Origin of the sequence: Terrisporobacter vanillatitrophus, assembly GCF_051148895.1 — a bacterium.
GTDB lineage: Bacteria > Bacillota > Clostridia > Peptostreptococcales > Peptostreptococcaceae > Terrisporobacter > Terrisporobacter vanillatitrophus.
The window spans coordinates 2,716,241-2,732,688 of the sequence record NZ_CP154625.1 but is presented as its reverse complement, the minus strand read 5'-3'; the positions used below and the strand labels follow the sequence as shown (position 1 = coordinate 2,732,688).

Sequence of the window (16,448 nt, the reverse complement as noted above, 5' to 3'; positions counted from 1 at the left end):
ACTGAGGTATTTTTTGTAACTATAAACAAAAATACATTTATAATGCATATATACTTATAACACCTAAAATTTTAATATGAATTAGGAGGATAATATGAGTGTATATGATACAGCTACAAAGTTGGCTAGTGAAATAAAAAATAGTAAGGAATATAAAGATTTTGTAGACAATATGAAAGTAATGAAAAGTGATAAAAATAATGAATACTTATTGAGTGAATATAAAAAGACAGGATATGATCTTCAATATGCCACTATGAATAATAAAAAAATAGATAAAAAATCTATGAGAAAAATGGAAGAAATTCAGAATAAAATAAGATATAATGAAAAAATATATAATTATATATTAGCTGAAGAAAAATTTAATAAAATGATGGATAATATAAATAAAATAATAGCTCAGGCAATAAAAGAAGATTATAAATAGAAAAGAGGAATTTAAATGAAAATACTAGTTATTAAAGTTGATTTAAGAGCACCTTATGCACACTCTTTAAAGGAAAAGAGAATGATTGTGAAAAGTATAATAGGCAAATTGCAAAACAAGTTTAATATTAGTATAAGAGAAGTTGAAAATCAAGATTTACATCAAAGAATAAGTATTGGTATGGTAAAGCTTGATTTAAACAGTAAGGATAGCGATCAATCAAAGGAAAAAATCATAAATTTTATTGAAGAAAATTGTGATGCTGAAATAATTGATATAGAAAGTGAAATTATCAATTATTAAGAAATATAACATGTAAAAGATACTAATTATAAATTAGAAGTATTGGTAAAAAATAATATAAGAGAAATAATAAAAAAGTTAATAAAATTAAATACAAATAAGAGGTGACGATATGAAAAAGTTTATTAGCTTTCTACTTGCATTAGTTATTGTAATAAGTCAAGGAAATTTTATTTTTGCCAATACCAAAGAAGCTAAATTAGATATAGCCTCTAAATCAGCTATATTAATGGATGCATCTACAGGTAAAGTGTTGTATGAAAAAAATTCTCATGAAAAATTACCACCAGCCAGTGTAACAAAAGTAATGACATTACTTTTAATTTGTGAAGCTTTAGAAGATGGAAAAATTAAAGAAGATGATGATGTTCAAATAAGTGAAAATGCTGCTAGCATGGGAGGTAGCCAGATTTTCCTAGAACCAGGAGAAATACAAAAGGTAGATACACTTGTAAAATCTATAGCAGTTGCATCTGCCAATGATGCCTGTGTTGCTATGGCAGAATATGTAGGTGGAAGTATGGAAGAGTTTGTAGACATTATGAATAAAAGAGCTAAAGAATTAGGAATGAATGATACAAACTTTATAAATACAAATGGACTTCCTGTGGATAATCACTATACTTCAGCTTATGATATAGCTCTAATGTCAAAAGAATTGCTTGCTCATAAGAAAATTTCAAAGTATTTAACTACATGGATGGATGAAGTTGTAGTTGGGAAAAAACAAGCTAAAATAGGAATTTCAAATACTAATAAATTAGTTAAGCATTATTCGGGAACTACAGGAGTAAAAACTGGCTTTACTCAACAAGCAAAATATTGTTTATCAGCATCTGCAATAAGAAATAATACACATTTAATAGCTGTTACATTATGCGCTGAAACTTCTCCAATAAGATTTAAAGATGCAACAAGTCTTTTGAATTATGGATTTGCAAATTATGAAAGTGTTAAAATTTGTGGAGCAAATGACAAGGTTGCTACAGTTAAATTTGAAAAAGGCGAAAAAGAAAACGTTGATTTAGTAGCAAAAGATGATTTAAGTGTATTGATAAAAAAAGGTGACAAAAAAGATTTCCAAAAGAAAGTAGAAGTAAAACAAGATTTAAAACTTCCAATAAAGAAAAATACAGAGTTAGGAGTTATAAAAGTTTATAGAGGAAAAGAACTTGTGGGAGAAACTAAAATAATAAATAGTGAAGATATAAATAAAGCATCTTATTTACAAATGTTAAGAAGAGTAGTAGATAACTTATTATAATACTAAAAAGCTATGCAGTACATATTTTTATGTGCTGCATAGCTTTTATAATTAATAAAACATAAAAATTTTGATTATAACTTTATTAATGATATAATGATAGTATTACAAAAAAATAGTAGGAGAGAATAAATATGTTTAACTTAAGTGATTTATTAGCATCGTTGGTGGGATTTGCTATAGCTATATCTATTCATGAGTTTGGTCATGCCTATTCGGCACACTTACTTGGAGATGATACTGCTAAATATGACGGAAGAATGACTTTGAACCCGGCCAAACATATTGATCCTATAGGATTAATTACTTTATTGTGGTTTCGTATAGGGTGGGCAAAACCAGTACCAGTTAATCCAAATAACTTTAAAAACTATAGAGTAGGTAATATAATAGTTTCTTTATCGGGAGCCTTAGGAAATTTAATAGGAGCTATTATTTGTGCACTAATAGTTAAATACATAGATATGTATGCTATACAAATAATATTTGATAAAGCTATGTGGATTAATATTGTTTTTGGAGCTTTTAATCTTCTTCCAATACCACCACTTGATGGGTGGGGAATTATATCATCATTACTTCCATATAAATATAATGAATTTATATATAAATATGAGAATATAGGATATGTTGTGTTATTGATTTCGATCATTACTAACATTTATTCTTATGTAACAACACCTATAATGATGGCATTTTATGCTATAGTAAGTATATTTATGTAAGAGGTAATTTAATGAAGTATAATATACATTTAAATGTTTATGATGGACCTTTAGACTTACTTTGTGATTTGATTTCAAAACAAAAAATAGATATAAAAGATATATTAATTTCTGAAATTACAAGTCAATATTTAGCTTATATTGACATGTTAAATGAGATGGATTTGGAAGTTGCTAGTGAGTTTATAATAATGGCTTCTAAATTAGTTGAGATAAAGTCCAAGTATTTACTATATAAACAGCATCATGAAGAACATGAAGAAGATCCAAGATTAGAATTAGTAGAAAAATTAGAAGAATATAAGAAATTTAAAGAGGCTTCTTTAAGTATTAAAGAAAATGTTCACTATACTTGTGATACTTTCTTTAGAGCAAAAGAAGAAGTAATTGTAGATAATAAAATAGACTTAGACGAAATATCTATAGAAGCTATCAGAACAATTCTTCCTATGATACTAAAAACAAAAGTTATAGAAGGTTTTGATAAAACAGAAGAGTTGGATATGATAGTTAAAAAAAGAGTAGTATCTTCTGAAGAAAAAATGTCAGATTTAAGAGATTTAATGAAAAAGGAAGACAAAGTAAGCTTTGTTAAATTAGTAGGGCCTTATGATAAGGATGAAACCATAGCTACATTTTTAGCTATTCTTGAATTAATAAAAGAAAAGTTAATAGTTGTAGTTCAAAATGAATTTTTTGATGATATTCTTATAATAAAGCGTGGAGTGGAAAATGAATAGAGAAGAAATAAAATATATAATTGAATCAATTATGTTTGCTTATGGAGAACCGATAAGCATAAAAGAACTTAATAGCGTTATTAATGAAGAACTTTCATCTAAAGAAATAGAATTTATGTTAAATTCTTTAATTGATGAATATAAAGAAAATAATAGAGGAATCCAAATTATAAAATTAGAAAATAAATATCAAATGTGTACTAATAAAGACTATGCTGATTATATAAAAAAGGTATTAGAACCGAAAAAAAGAAAGTCTTTAAGCCAAGCTACACTAGAAACTTTGACTATTATTGCATATAAACAACCTATTACTAAAGTGGAAATAGAAAGTATTAGAGGTGTTAAATGTGATAAAGTTTTACAAACACTTTTAGAACATGAACTAATAAGAGAAGCAGGACGATTAAATAAAATAGGAAAACCCATTATATATAAGACAACACAGGAATTTTTGAAATTATTGCAAATTGAAGGTCTAAAAGACTTACCACCAATAGATAGTTTTGAAAATGAAGAAGAAATTTAATAAAAAATTATTATTTATTATAAAATGTGATATTATTTCAGTAAGATGATAATAATTTAAGGGGGAAAACATATGAAAAGTAAATTAGCAATGATTATATATATATTATTTGCTATAGCAAGTTTTTTCTTTGGAGTACAGATGTTTAAAATGGGGGATACACTAAGAGGTATACTATTTATGGTTGCAGTTGCATGTTGGGGTATGTGCATTTACAACAATAATGGAACAACTAGAAGACAAAAACAAAGAATGTCACCTTCTACACAAAATGCCATGTCAAATAAAAAAAGTAAAAATAAATCAAGATCTAGATAAATATAAATCATAGGTATACTACCTATGATTTTTTTTGATTCTAGGGGCTATCTCCTTTTAATTAGTATATATCCATAAGTTTTGCAAACAATATAGAATATGAGATATTTTAATTTGAAATATATATGTATTTTTTTTATATTAATTTTATTATTAATATCATATTTTCATTTTATATTTGAAATTGATTTTAACAATAAAAACATGGTTATAAAATTAAAAATCAAATTATTATTCAAATTGATAAGATTTAATATTCAACTATATCCACCAAAGAAAAAGAAAAAGAAAAAAAGAGGTAGTTTAAAGGATTTAAAAATATTAGATAAAGAGTTGAGTAATATTTTTGGTTTGATTAAAAAAATAAAAATAATAGAGTTATACTCGAATATATATTTTAGTAATGTTAATCCATATGTAACTATATATATTAATGCATTAATTAACGGGATTTATGGAAACATAACAAATATATGTAAATGTGAAAAAATATATTTAAACATAGTACCTAAGTTTACTGAAAATAATATTAAAGGAAGTGTAAGAATACATATAAAATTTAGATTAAATACAATGTTTAAATCTATTCCAATTTTTATAAGAATAATAAAACTTAAGTATAAGAAAGGTGGCAAAAATGACAGCTACAAATTCAATACAAAGCATTATGGAAACAACTCTTGAGACTATAAAAAATTCTATAGATTCTAATACCATAGTAGGCAATCCTATAAAAGCAGAAGCATCTGTTATTGTACCTATATCAAAGGTAACTGTAGGATTTGGTATTGGTGGAGGAGAATATAATAAAAATTGCGAAATGGAGACAAAATTCGATACTAATTTTGCCGGAGGAAGTGGAGGAGCCATTACCATATCACCTGTTGCTTTTGTTGTTGTTGAAAAGGGAGAAACACGTTTGATTTCTTTGGAGGATAATGTTAATTTAGTAGATAATATTTTAACGGTAACTCCAAAGATAATAGACAAAGTTCAAAAATTTCTAAAACACGATAGTAATGTGAAGTTTCAAGAAGATATAGACGATAATGCAAAAAAACATAAAGAAGAATAAATAATAAAAAATAAGTTCTATTGCTGTTTTATGTAAAAGAACTTATTTTTTTAATAAATAAATGTAGTTTTTAATAAATAAATGTAATTTTTAATAAATTAAGGTAATTTTATAGTTTTTTAGGGGAATAATATATATTAAGAAGTAGTAGGATAATTAATAGGAAGGTGTTTCTATGAACATACTTGAAGCTGCATCGATTATAAAAGACTCAGCTGAGAAAATAGCACAGGAAAAAGGTATAAGTGAAGAAGAAGCATATTATGAAGCTGTTTTAATATATAAAGATGTATATGAAAAGATAAAGGAAAAAGAATAAGGTAAGATGCATTCTTACCTTATTTTAATACATTATGTGATTTTATCTTTCAATTTCTTGAAATACTGCTTGTGAAAGTACTTTTCCTATGGAGTCATTAATGACTACAGAAGCCTTTGTATCATAGCCTGTTCTACTTTTGTTGATAAGAACTATACTATCACCATTAAAGTAATCAATAAAACTAGCAGCTGGATACACTACCAATGAAGTTCCTCCAATAATTAATAAATCTGCATTACTTAAAGCATTTACAGTTTCATTTACAACGGAATTATCCAATGGTTCTTCATATAAAACAACATCAGGCTTAACTATACTTCCACATACGTCGCAGTAAGGGATATTTCCACCTAAATTTAACATTTCCACCAAAGTATAAGACTTTCCGCATTTAGTGCAATAATTTCTATGTATAGATCCATGAAGTTCTAAAACATTTCTGCTACCAGCCATTTGATGTAAGCCGTCAATATTTTGAGTGATTATGGCATTTAATTTCCCTATATCTTCTAATTTGGCTAGACCTATATGAGCATTATTTGGTTTAGCATCTTCATAGATTAATTTATCTTTATAAAATTTGAAAAATTCTTCTGGATATCGCATGAAAAAGGTATGAGATACTAATTGTTCAGGAGTAAAATTTCTATTCAATTTTTCGTTAAATAGACCAGAGGCACTTCTAAAATCTGGAATGTTAGATTCTGTAGATACACCTGCTCCACCAAAAAATACAATATTATTATGACTATCTATAAGTTCTTTTAATCTTTTAATATTATCATCCATAATAGATACCTCCTAAAATAATATTTATAATATTATAATACCAAATATTCACAAAAATAAGTATAAGTATGCAAAAAAATGTGATTATTTTAATTATTTTGAGTTGAATTATATTAAAAAGTGTATATTTATAGAAAAATGTTTCAGATAAGTTAAAATACAGTAGAAAAGCTTTCTTGTTTTAAGAAAGCTCTTACATTATTAAACAAAATATCTTTTATACTTAAAGAAAACTTCTAGATTATTTTCCTTTACAATAGTTTTAAGGTCACCATAATTGTATGTGGCAAGAGCATACTCCCTAATTTTTGAAAATAAAAATTTTTCTTTTTCATTTTTGAAATTCATGATATTTTTTGCGATTTCCCAAGCAATAGACTCTCTTTCTATCAAATTTTTTTTGAAAGTTACTACACTTTCTTCCAGATCTTTAGGTAAGTTGTTCTTATAATAATCCTCTTTGGAGATATCAATATTGTAATATATCATTTTCTCTATAATATCGGTAAGTATTTTAGAATGTTCCCATTTATTATTTGAGATGCTATCGTCTAGTATATGACCTACCTCATGAGAACAGACGCATTTTGCTATTATCTTTAAATTTTCTTCAGATATATCTATATTATAATAATTGAAGGTATTAACATAAAAATAGAAATTATAACAAAAGGATAGAAAGCCAATTTTAGTTACAAGTAACATTCTTAGTTTTGGCAGCGCACATATGGGTGTATCTCTTTTATTAGAATAATAAAGATGTACCTTTTTATCTATTTTTGAATTAAACTCTTTTAAGCAGTTTTTAAATAACTTTTTTCCTCCAAGGTTATCATAATATGTGGACATATAATTTATGTCAAAAATATTATTGCATGCCATATTAAACACCGCCTTAGTTTGAATTGTGGTCATATTATATAATATTAAATAAGCGGTATTTTGAAGCTAATCCCAAAAAATAAATTTTATTTTATAAAACAGGGCAATAAATTTATTTTTAGATATGATATAATAATTTATCTAGGAAAGGAAGTGATAATCTCATGGATAATGTTAAAGACTATTTAGAAAAGCTAGAAATTAAAAATAGTAGATTGGAAAAACAACTAAAAGAAGTACAAGTATCTAAGGTTGTATACTTTAAGGAAGAAAAAATTTTTTATATGTATTTAGTGTCGAAAGATATTATATCTCATGAGATTTTAGATGAACTTAGAGAAGAGCTACTAGGTGAATTAAAATATTTTAAAAATATTAGGCTTAAAATTAAGTTCAATGGTTTTGGTAGAAAATCTGAAAAAGATATAGTAAAAGCTTATTGGCATAATATTCTATATATATTAAAAAAGATCTGTCCAGCTATTGAAGGATGGAAGAAGCAAGTAGAGTACATGTGCTTAGATAATATGTTAAAAATAAAAATTCCTAAAGATATTTTTTATGAAAAACTTAAAAAGAATAATATAGAAGATGTTATAAGAAATGTATTGTTAGAAGAATTGGGAATTGATTATCAAGTTAAAGTTGAAAAAGCAGTTAGTGAAAAGACAGATAGAAAAAAATTAATAGAAAAAACAGATAAAGAAATTGAAGATTTAGTTAAGGAAATGGAATTTGAAGTAGTAGATGAAGAAAATGAAGAAGAAGGTTATGTGATTAAGGATGAGCATGATGAAAACTTGATTTATGGAGAAGATGTAAATAGTTTAGTGCATCCAATAAAAGACCTTAATCAAAAATCTAAGACTGTATCTATTTTAGGAGAAATATTTAATATAGAAAATAAAGAATTAAGAAACGGAAAAATACTTTCAATTATGTCTATTACAGATAATACAAGTTCTATTAACTGTAAATTGTTTTTAAATGACTTAAATAAAGACAAGGTATTAGATAGCGTAAAAGAAGGCGCTTTTGTGAAAATTAAAGGTGACGTATTATACGATACTTATCAAAGAGAAATTACCATGACTATAAGTGGTATTAGGCAAGAAGAAAAGCCTAAGAGAAAAGATATTTGTGAAAAAGGTAAAAGAGTTGAACTACATGCTCATACACAAATGTCGTCTATGGATGCTCTGTGTTCTACTAAAAAACTTGTTAAACAAGCAGCTGCCTGGGGTCATAAAGCAATTGCTATAACAGATCATGGTGTGGTTCAAGCTTTCCCAGAGGCTATGGATGCAGGGAAGGCTAACAATATAAAAATACTTTATGGAGTTGAGGGATATTTAGTAGAAGATAATCTACCTGTAATTCAAAAAGCTAATAATAAAGACTTATCTCAAACATTTGTAGTATTCGATTTGGAGACTACTGGTTTTTCAAATAAAAACGATAAAATTACTGAAATAGGTGCTGTAAAAGTTGAAAACTTTAAGATTGTAGATAGGTTTAGTCAGCTAATAAATCCTGAAAAGGATATTTCTTACAAAGTACAAGAGCTTACAGGTATTACAAACGACTTAATAAAAGACAAACCTACTATAGAAGAAATATTACCAAGGTTTGTTGAATTTATTGGTGATAGCGTCTTAGTTGCTCATAATGCAGACTTTGATATGGGATTTATGCAACAAAAATGTAGGGAACAGAATATTGAGTTTAAAAATACTTCAGTAGATACATTAACATTAGCTAGAAGTTTACTTCCTCATATGAAAAGATTTAAATTAAATCTTATAGCTAGGGAACTGGGAATTCCTCTACTTAATCACCATAGAGCAGTAGATGATGCTGAAGCCACTGCTCATATATTTATCAAATTTTTAGAGATGATACGAAAAAAAAGTGGAGAAAAATTAAGTGACGTAAATACAATTTTAGGTGATATAGATTATACAAAACTTAGAACAAATCACGTTACTTTAATTGCTAGGAATCAAGTTGGAATTAAGAATTTATATAAAATAGTGTCTGATGCTCATGTAAATCACTTTTATAGAGCACCTAGAATTTTAAAAAGTATTTTAGAAGAACATAAAGAAGGACTAATAGTAGGGTCAGCTTGTGAGGCAGGAGAAGTATTCCAAGCTGTAAAGCAAAATAGAAGTGATGAAGATTTAGAACGAATATTATCTATTTATGATTATGTTGAAGTTATGCCAATTGATAATAATAGATTTATGATTGATAAAGGCGAAGTAGAAGATGAAGAAGAATTAAGAGATTTAAATCGAAAAATGATTGAAGTTGCAAAGAAATTTGGAAAAATTCCTGTAGCCACAGGTGATGTACATTTTATTGATAAGCATGAAGCTATATATAGAAAGGTTCTTAAGTACTCACAAGGTTTTAAGGTGGATGAAGAGGAGACTTATCTTCATTTTAGAACTACAGATGAAATGCTGGAAGAATTTAAGTACTTAGGAGAAAATTTGGCTTATGAAGTAGTTGTAGAAAATACTAATAAAGTGGCAGATTTAGTTGAGGACATACTTCCAATACCAAATGAGACATTCCCTCCAGTAATTGAAGGTTCAGATAAAGAACTTAGAGATATGTGTAATGCTAAGGCAGAGCGAATTTATGGGTCACCTCTTCCTGATGTGGTTAGAAAGAGATTAGATAGGGAGTTAAACTCAATTATAAGTAATGGTTATGCAGTTATGTACATTATAGCCCAAAAACTAGTTACAAAATCTTTGGCAGACGGATATCTAGTTGGTTCTAGAGGATCTGTTGGATCATCATTGGCTGCTACTATGAGTGATATAACAGAAGTTAATCCACTACCAGCTCACTATATTTGTGAAAATTCAGAGTGTAAGTATTCTTATTTTTATGAAATAGGAGAATGGGGTTCTGGAGTTGATTTACCACAAAAAGACTGCCCTAAATGTGGTAGACCACTAAAAAAAGACGGCCATGATATACCTTTTGAGGTTTTCCTTGGTTTTGAAGGAGATAAGGAACCGGATATTGACCTTAACTTCTCAGGAAGTTATCAACCAATAATTCATAAATATACAGAAGAACTTTTCGGAGAAGGTTATGTATATAGAGCAGGAACAATAGGTACAGTCGCAGAAAAAACTGCTTTTGGTTATGCTAAAAAATTTGTGGAAGAAAATGATTTAAACTCTACATCGGCAGAAGTACTAAGACTTGCTAATGGATGTACAGGAGTAAAAAGAACATCTGGACAACACCCTGGAGGAGTTATGGTTATTCCAAACTACAAAGATGTTTATGATATAACTCCTATACAATACCCAGCTAATGATACAAGTTGTGGAGTTATAACTACACATTTTGACTATCACTCAATAAGTGGTAGGATACTAAAACTTGATATACTAGGACACGATGTTCCGACCATCATCAGAATGATAGAAGATATTACAGATAAGATTGCTACTGAAATTCCTCTAGATGACAAAGAAACTATGTCTTTATTTACATCTACAGATGCTCTAGGGGTAACACCAGAAGAAATTAACTGTCCAATAGGTTGTCTTGCAATACCTGAATTTGGTACAAAGTTTGTTAGACAAATGCTTCTTGACACAAAGCCAACAACATTTGCAGAACTTGTACGTATATCAGGATTATCTCATGGTACTGATGTGTGGTTAAATAATGCACAGGATTTAGTTGTAGAAGGAACTGTTGAATTTAAAGAAGTTATATCTACGCGTGATGATATAATGAACTACTTAATATTTAAAGGACTTCCACCTAAGATGGCCTTCACTATAATGGAAAGTGTTAGAAAAGGTAAAGGTCTAAAGCCTGAATTTATAGAAGAAATGAAGAAAAATGATGTACCAGATTGGTATATAGGTTCATGTCAAAAAATAAAATATATGTTCCCAAAGGCTCATGCTGTTGCTTATGTAATGATGAGTTTTAGGTTGGCATATTATAAGGTTCATTATCCAGAAGCATTTTATGCTACGTACTTCACAACAAAAGCAGAGGATTTTGATGCTGATTTAATTGTTAAAGGATTAGATGTCATAAGAAATAAAATGGATGAAATTACTTCTTTAGGAAATGATGCAACGGCAAAAGAAAAAAATATGCTTACAGTTCTTGAAGTTGCTTATGAGATGTATGCTAGAAATATAAAAATACTTCCAGTAGATATTTACAAATCAGATGCAACGCAGTTTAAGGTTGTGGGAGAAAAGCAAATTTTACCTCCAATGATAGCGCTGCAAGGTGTTGGAGAAAATGCAGCTATTCATATACAACAAGAAAGAAAAAATGGAGAGTTTATATCTAAAGAAGACTTAAGAAAGAGAACTAAAATTTCAAGAACTGTAATTGAAACTTTAACTAACCATGGTTCTTTAGATAATATGAGTGATAAAAATCAACTTTCATTATTTTAATAAATTAGAAGTGAATTATAGTATGAAAAATGAACAAACTAAGTATATTAATGTACTTATAATAATAAGGAGGAATTAATATGTTTAGTTTTGAGTATATAGAACTAGTTGGATACGCAGCATCTATTTTAATTGCCATATCTCTTACAATGACAGATATATATAAATTAAGAATAATAAATTCCCTAGGATGTTTAATGTTTGTTATATATGGATTAAACCTTGGAGTTTACCCTGTGGCTTTAGCTAATGCTATAATAATTATTATAAATATCTATAACTTATATAAACTAAAAAGAACAAATAATAAAAGTTAAAGTAAATAATTTTTATCGTCTATTGTTAATGAAAGAATGTTATTACAAATATAAAGTCAATACAAAAGCTTGTAAACATAACATTTTTATGATATAGTGATATATAAAATAGTATATTTGCAGAAACTAAGAGTGAGACAGTTGTGCTCACTCTTTTATTTTAAATACTATAAATACAACTGAATAGGAGGTAAACAATATGAAAAAGAACATAGCTACTGAAATAGAACAAATGGTGTTACCTATAACAGAAGCCAACGATTTAGAGTTAGTGGATGTTGAATACATTAAAGAGGGTGGAGAATTTTTCCTTAGAGTTTACATCGATAAAGAAGGCGGAGTTTCTTTAAATGAGTGTGAATTAGTTACAAGAGCATTAAATCCAATTCTAGATGAAAAAGACCCAATTAAAGATAATTATTATTTAGAAGTATCATCACCAGGTCTTGATAGACCACTTAAAAAAGATAAGGACTTTATAAAATATCAAGGTAGAGATGTGGAAATAAAACTTTATAAGCCAATGAATGGTTCTAAATTACATGAGGGAGAACTTGTTGGTTTAACAGAAGAGAAAAATATTAAAGTTATAATAGATAATGAAGAAGTTGAATTTGATAAAAAAGATGTTGCACTTGTTAGATTAGCTATTAAGTTTTAGTGGTAACATTAATATAGGGAGGATAAAAAAATGAATCATGAATTCATAGAAGCATTAGATGAATTAGAAAAAGATAGAGGTATCGATAAAGATGTACTTATAGATACTATAGAACAAGCATTACTTACTGCATACAAAAAGAACTTTGGTTCAGCTCAAAATGTTAGAGTAGACTTTAATAGAGAAAAAGGAGATGTTAAAGTTTACTCACAAAGAAGAGTTGTGGATGAGTCAGATTTATATGATAACTTCTTAGAAATAGAACTTGCTGAAGCAAGACAAATAAATCCAAAGTATGAACTTGGAGATATAATAGAAAATGAAGTAACTCCAAAAGATTTTGGAAGAATAGCAGCACAAACGGCTAAACAAGTAGTTGTTCAAAGAATAAGAGAAGCTGAAAGAGAAATAATCTACAATGAATTTATAGAAAAAGAAGGAGAAATAGTAACTGGAGAAGTTGCTAGAGTATCTGATAATAAAAAAATTGTTTATGTTAGACTTGGTAAAATAGAAGCATCTATGCCAGAAACAGAACAAATACCAGGAGAGCATTTTAAAGCAGGAGATAAAATAAAGGTATATATATTAGAAGTGAAGAAAACTAATAAAGGACCTCAAATAGTAGTTTCAAGAAGTCATCCGAATTTAGTTAAGAGACTATTTGAATCAGAAGTACCGGAAATATTCCAAGGCATAGTTCAAATAAAATCTGTATCTAGAGAAGCAGGATCAAGAACTAAGATGGCTGTTCATTCAATAGACGAAAAAATAGATCCAATTGGAGCTTGTGTAGGACCAAAAGGAACTAGAGTTAAATATGTAGTTGATGAATTAGGTGGAGAAAAAATAGACATAATAAACTACAGTGAAAATCCAGCTGAGTTTGTATCTGCATCTCTTAGCCCATCAAAAGTAGTTAAAGTAGAGGTTGATGAAGAAGAAAAATCAGCATTAGTTGTAGTTCCAGATTATCAACTATCTTTAGCTATAGGTAAAGCAGGACAAAATGCTAGACTTGCTGCAAAACTTACGAATTGGAAGATAGACATTAAAAGTGAATCTCAATTAAATGACGAAGAATAAGGAGGGATTGCTTTGAAAAAAATGAAAAAAGTGCCTCAAAGAAAGTGCATTGCTTGTCAAGACAGAGATAACAAAAAGGAACTTATTAGAATAGTAAAAAATAAAGAAGGCGAAATTTTTATAGACTTAGCTGGAAAAGCAAATGGAAGAGGAGCATACATATGCAAAGATTCTGAATGTTTAAAAAAGGCTATAAAGAGTAAAGCTTTAAATAGAGCATTTAAGATGGAAGTGCCTAATGAGGTATACGAAAAATTATTAGCGGAGTTAGAATCATATGAAAAATAATATGGATAAAATACACTCATTATTAGGCATTGCAATGAGAGCAGGTAAGTTAGTATCTGGAGAAGATGCAACTATGTTAGATCTAAAAAAAGGAAAATTAAATTTAGTTATAGTTGCAGGAGATGCATCGAATAATACGAAAAAGTTATTCAATGATAAAACATCTTTTAGAAAAGTAAATTGTGTAGAGTTGTCTACAAAAAGTGATTTAGGAATGTCTATTGGTAAAGATTCTAGAGCAGTTATAGGAATTAAAGATATAGGATTCGCAAATAAAATCATACAGTTAATGAATTAACAAATAATTATAGGGGGTGATCTTGTGAATAAAACAAGAGTTTACCAAATAGCAGAACAAATGGCAATGTCAAATAAGGACATTTTAGCAAAAATAAAAGAATTAGGAATAGAAGTAGAAAACGAGAAATCTCAATTAGAAGAAGATGAAGTAGAATTACTAATGGATCTTTTACAAGAAGAAGAATCTGATGAAAATGTAATAACAGTTGATGGAACTTTAACAGTTCAACAACTGGCTGAAGCTTTAGAAAAACCAGCTACAGAAGTTATAATGAAGCTTATGAAAATGGGAACAATGGCATCTTTAAATCAAGAAGTTAACTTTGAAATAGCTTCTCATTTAGCAAGTGAATATGGATTTACATTAGTTGCAGGTTCAAATGATGAAGAAGCTGAAGAAGAAATAGAAGAATTAATGCAAATAGAAGAAGATAAAGCAGAAGACTTAAAACCAAGACCACCAGTTGTAACAGTTATGGGGCACGTTGACCATGGTAAAACGTCTTTATTAGATGCTATAAGAAGTACACATGTTACTAATAGTGAAGCAGGTGGAATTACTCAACATATAGGTGCATCTGAAGTATCAATAAATGGACAAAAGATAGTATTTTTAGATACTCCAGGACATGAGGCTTTTACAGCAATGAGAGCTAGAGGAGCGCAAGTTACAGATATAGCAATATTAGTAGTTGCAGCAGATGATGGTATAATGCCTCAAACAATAGAAGCAATAAACCATGCTAAAGCAGCGGGAGTTCCACTAATAGTTGCTATAAATAAAATAGATAAACCAGCAGCTAACCAAGATAGAGTTAAGCAAGAATTATCTGAACAAGGATTACTTGTTGAAGACTGGGGTGGAGATGTTATAGCAGTTCCAGTTTCAGCTAGACAAAGAACAGGAATAGACACATTACTAGAAATGATACTTTTAGTTTCTGAAATGGAAGAACTAAAAGCTAATCCAGATAAGAGAGCTGTTGGTACAGTTGTAGAAGCCGAACTTGACAAAGGTAGAGGACCAGTTGCTACAGTACTTGTACAAGGTGGTACTCTAAAAGTTGGAGATCCAATAGTTTGTGGAGTTGCTTCAGGTAAAGTAAGAGCAATGATAAACTCAAAAGGAAAAAGAGTTAAAACTGCTGGACCATCAACGGCTGTTGAAATATTAGGACTTTCAGAAGTACCACAAGGTGGAGATCAGTTTGTAGCTGTACCTTCAGATAAAATAGCTAGAAATGTTGCAGAAAAAAGACAACAAATAGCTAGAGAAGAAATGTTAAAATCTAACCAAAGAATGTCACTTGACCAATTCTTCGAGCAAATGAACGAAGGTCAAGTTAAAGAGCTGAATATAGTTATAAAAGCAGATGTTCAAGGTTCTGCTCAAGCAGTAAAACAATCACTTGAAAAATTATCTAATGACGAAGTTGCAGTTAGAGTAATACATGGTGGTGTTGGAGCTATAACTGAATCAGATGTTATGCTTGCTGCTGCATCAAATGCAATAATAATAGGATTCAATGTTAGACCAGTACCAAGTGCAGAATCTCTTGCAGAAAAAGAAAGTGTAGATGTAAGAAGTTACACTATAATATACAAAGCAATAGAAGATATACAAGCTGCTATGAGCGGTATGTTAGATCCAGAATATAGAGATGAAGACACAGGTAAAGCAGAAATAAGAGAAGTTTATAAAATATCTGGTGTTGGTACAGTTTCAGGATGTTATGTAACAAGTGGTAAAATATTCAGAAATGGTAAAATTAGAATCGTAAGAGATGGAATAATAATTCACGAAGGTGAAATACAAGCTCTTAAGAGATTTAAAGACGATGTAAAAGAAGTTAATAATGGGTACGAATGTGGTATGAGTTTCGTTAACTACAACGATATAAAAGTTGGAGATATAGTAGAAGCTTATGTAACAAAAGAGATAGAAAGAAAATTATAAAT

19 protein-coding genes are annotated in these 16,448 nt (G+C 28.6%); 17 read left to right on the top strand and 2 right to left on the bottom strand.

What is annotated here, in order from left to right; all coding sequences use genetic code 11:
• Positions 1 to 94 precede the first annotated feature (94 nt).
• From TVTCOM_RS13605 to TVTCOM_RS13560, 10 genes are all read left to right on the top strand, one after another.
• The gene (locus TVTCOM_RS13605; RefSeq protein ID WP_434796816.1) at positions 95 to 430 is read left to right on the top strand and encodes a YlbF family regulator; all 336 of its coding nucleotides are present in this window, start codon (positions 95 to 97) and stop codon (positions 428 to 430) included.
• A gap of 15 nt (positions 431 to 445) precedes the next feature.
• Positions 446 to 733 carry a DUF503 domain-containing protein gene (locus tag TVTCOM_RS13600; protein WP_434796815.1) on the top strand — a complete coding sequence of 96 codons (288 nt, stop codon included), beginning with the start codon at positions 446 to 448 and terminating at the stop codon, positions 731 to 733.
• A 112-nt stretch (positions 734 to 845) separates the two neighbouring features.
• On the top strand, positions 846 to 1,997 hold the full coding sequence (locus TVTCOM_RS13595) for a D-alanyl-D-alanine carboxypeptidase family protein (RefSeq protein ID WP_434796814.1): 1,152 nt from the start codon (positions 846 to 848) through the stop codon (positions 1,995 to 1,997).
• A 134-nt stretch (positions 1,998 to 2,131) separates the two neighbouring features.
• A complete protein-coding gene (locus tag TVTCOM_RS13590) occupies positions 2,132 to 2,722 on the top strand; it encodes a site-2 protease family protein (RefSeq protein ID WP_434796813.1) in 591 nt (196 codons plus the stop codon).
• Between the two features lie 11 nt (positions 2,723 to 2,733).
• Complete coding sequence (locus TVTCOM_RS13585) at positions 2,734 to 3,462, top strand: segregation and condensation protein A (RefSeq protein ID WP_434796812.1); 729 nt, start codon at positions 2,734 to 2,736, stop codon at positions 3,460 to 3,462.
• Positions 3,455 to 3,991, top strand: coding sequence for an SMC-Scp complex subunit ScpB (gene scpB, locus TVTCOM_RS13580; RefSeq protein ID WP_434796811.1), 537 nt, complete (start codon positions 3,455 to 3,457; stop codon positions 3,989 to 3,991). The genes TVTCOM_RS13585 and scpB overlap by 8 nt, the downstream gene beginning before the upstream one ends.
• 72 nt (positions 3,992 to 4,063) lie before the next feature.
• Positions 4,064 to 4,309: a hypothetical protein gene (locus TVTCOM_RS13575; protein ID WP_434796810.1), complete on the top strand. Its 246-nt coding sequence runs from the start codon at positions 4,064 to 4,066 to the stop codon at positions 4,307 to 4,309.
• 204 nt (positions 4,310 to 4,513) lie between these two features.
• Positions 4,514 to 4,993, top strand: coding sequence for a DUF2953 domain-containing protein (locus tag TVTCOM_RS13570; protein ID WP_434796809.1), 480 nt, complete (start codon positions 4,514 to 4,516; stop codon positions 4,991 to 4,993).
• The gene (gene ytfJ / locus TVTCOM_RS13565; RefSeq protein WP_434796808.1) at positions 4,947 to 5,384 is read left to right on the top strand and encodes a GerW family sporulation protein; all 438 of its coding nucleotides are present in this window, start codon (positions 4,947 to 4,949) and stop codon (positions 5,382 to 5,384) included. The genes TVTCOM_RS13570 and ytfJ overlap by 47 nt, the downstream gene beginning before the upstream one ends.
• Before the next feature lie 175 nt (positions 5,385 to 5,559).
• Positions 5,560 to 5,703 (top strand): hypothetical protein, encoded by a 144-nt coding sequence (locus tag TVTCOM_RS13560; protein WP_434796807.1) that lies wholly within the window; start codon positions 5,560 to 5,562, stop codon positions 5,701 to 5,703.
• 42 nt (positions 5,704 to 5,745) lie between these two features.
• Here the strand turns inward: TVTCOM_RS13560 and TVTCOM_RS13555 are convergent, their stop codons facing one another.
• Positions 5,746 to 6,495, bottom strand: coding sequence for an NAD-dependent protein deacylase (locus TVTCOM_RS13555; RefSeq protein WP_434796806.1), 750 nt, complete (start codon positions 6,493 to 6,495; stop codon positions 5,746 to 5,748).
• Between the two features lie 201 nt (positions 6,496 to 6,696).
• Complete coding sequence (locus tag TVTCOM_RS13550; protein WP_434796805.1) at positions 6,697 to 7,377, bottom strand: hypothetical protein; 681 nt, start codon at positions 7,375 to 7,377, stop codon at positions 6,697 to 6,699.
• 164 nt (positions 7,378 to 7,541) lie between these two features.
• On the opposite strand from TVTCOM_RS13550, the gene TVTCOM_RS13545 reads away from it, so the two are divergent.
• From TVTCOM_RS13545 to infB, 7 genes are all read left to right on the top strand, one after another.
• Positions 7,542 to 11,837, top strand: coding sequence for a PolC-type DNA polymerase III (locus TVTCOM_RS13545; protein WP_434796804.1), 4,296 nt, complete (start codon positions 7,542 to 7,544; stop codon positions 11,835 to 11,837).
• Positions 11,838 to 11,917: 80 nt separating this feature from the next.
• The gene (locus TVTCOM_RS13540) at positions 11,918 to 12,154 is read left to right on the top strand and encodes a YgjV family protein (RefSeq protein ID WP_434796803.1); all 237 of its coding nucleotides are present in this window, start codon (positions 11,918 to 11,920) and stop codon (positions 12,152 to 12,154) included.
• A 199-nt stretch (positions 12,155 to 12,353) separates the two neighbouring features.
• The gene (gene rimP, locus TVTCOM_RS13535; protein ID WP_434796802.1) at positions 12,354 to 12,815 is read left to right on the top strand and encodes a ribosome maturation factor RimP; all 462 of its coding nucleotides are present in this window, start codon (positions 12,354 to 12,356) and stop codon (positions 12,813 to 12,815) included.
• A gap of 30 nt (positions 12,816 to 12,845) precedes the next feature.
• Positions 12,846 to 13,901, top strand: coding sequence for a transcription termination factor NusA (gene nusA / locus TVTCOM_RS13530; RefSeq protein WP_434796801.1), 1,056 nt, complete (start codon positions 12,846 to 12,848; stop codon positions 13,899 to 13,901).
• 12 nt (positions 13,902 to 13,913) lie between these two features.
• Positions 13,914 to 14,189: an RNase P modulator RnpM gene (gene rnpM, locus TVTCOM_RS13525; RefSeq protein ID WP_434796800.1), complete on the top strand. Its 276-nt coding sequence runs from the start codon at positions 13,914 to 13,916 to the stop codon at positions 14,187 to 14,189.
• The gene (locus TVTCOM_RS13520) at positions 14,179 to 14,487 is read left to right on the top strand and encodes a L7Ae/L30e/S12e/Gadd45 family ribosomal protein (RefSeq protein WP_434796799.1); all 309 of its coding nucleotides are present in this window, start codon (positions 14,179 to 14,181) and stop codon (positions 14,485 to 14,487) included. The genes rnpM and TVTCOM_RS13520 overlap by 11 nt, the downstream gene beginning before the upstream one ends.
• A gap of 24 nt (positions 14,488 to 14,511) precedes the next feature.
• Complete coding sequence (infB, locus tag TVTCOM_RS13515; RefSeq protein ID WP_434796798.1) at positions 14,512 to 16,446, top strand: translation initiation factor IF-2; 1,935 nt, start codon at positions 14,512 to 14,514, stop codon at positions 16,444 to 16,446.
• Positions 16,447 to 16,448 lie beyond the last annotated feature (2 nt).

What these genes read in the sequence shown, in the direction of transcription:
- TVTCOM_RS13605 (WP_434796816.1), top strand. Translation starts at nt 95, where the DNA reads ATGAGTGTATATGATACAGCTACAAAGTTGGCTAGTGAAATAAAAAAT.
- TVTCOM_RS13600 (WP_434796815.1), top strand. Translation starts at nt 446, where the DNA reads ATGAAAATACTAGTTATTAAAGTTGATTTAAGAGCACCTTATGCACAC.
- TVTCOM_RS13595 (WP_434796814.1), top strand. Translation starts at nt 846, where the DNA reads ATGAAAAAGTTTATTAGCTTTCTACTTGCATTAGTTATTGTAATAAGT.
- TVTCOM_RS13590 (WP_434796813.1), top strand. Translation starts at nt 2,132, where the DNA reads ATGTTTAACTTAAGTGATTTATTAGCATCGTTGGTGGGATTTGCTATA.
- TVTCOM_RS13585 (WP_434796812.1), top strand. Translation starts at nt 2,734, where the DNA reads ATGAAGTATAATATACATTTAAATGTTTATGATGGACCTTTAGACTTA.
- scpB (WP_434796811.1), top strand. Translation starts at nt 3,455, where the DNA reads ATGAATAGAGAAGAAATAAAATATATAATTGAATCAATTATGTTTGCT.
- TVTCOM_RS13575 (WP_434796810.1), top strand. Translation starts at nt 4,064, where the DNA reads ATGAAAAGTAAATTAGCAATGATTATATATATATTATTTGCTATAGCA.
- TVTCOM_RS13570 (WP_434796809.1), top strand. Translation starts at nt 4,514, where the DNA reads ATGGTTATAAAATTAAAAATCAAATTATTATTCAAATTGATAAGATTT.
- ytfJ (WP_434796808.1), top strand. Translation starts at nt 4,947, where the DNA reads ATGACAGCTACAAATTCAATACAAAGCATTATGGAAACAACTCTTGAG.
- TVTCOM_RS13560 (WP_434796807.1), top strand. Translation starts at nt 5,560, where the DNA reads ATGAACATACTTGAAGCTGCATCGATTATAAAAGACTCAGCTGAGAAA.
- TVTCOM_RS13555 (WP_434796806.1), bottom strand. Translation starts at nt 6,495, where the DNA reads ATGGATGATAATATTAAAAGATTAAAAGAACTTATAGATAGTCATAAT.
- TVTCOM_RS13550 (WP_434796805.1), bottom strand. Translation starts at nt 7,377, where the DNA reads ATGGCATGCAATAATATTTTTGACATAAATTATATGTCCACATATTAT.
- TVTCOM_RS13545 (WP_434796804.1), top strand. Translation starts at nt 7,542, where the DNA reads ATGGATAATGTTAAAGACTATTTAGAAAAGCTAGAAATTAAAAATAGT.
- TVTCOM_RS13540 (WP_434796803.1), top strand. Translation starts at nt 11,918, where the DNA reads ATGTTTAGTTTTGAGTATATAGAACTAGTTGGATACGCAGCATCTATT.
- rimP (WP_434796802.1), top strand. Translation starts at nt 12,354, where the DNA reads ATGAAAAAGAACATAGCTACTGAAATAGAACAAATGGTGTTACCTATA.
- nusA (WP_434796801.1), top strand. Translation starts at nt 12,846, where the DNA reads ATGAATCATGAATTCATAGAAGCATTAGATGAATTAGAAAAAGATAGA.
- TVTCOM_RS13520 (WP_434796799.1), top strand. Translation starts at nt 14,179, where the DNA reads ATGAAAAATAATATGGATAAAATACACTCATTATTAGGCATTGCAATG.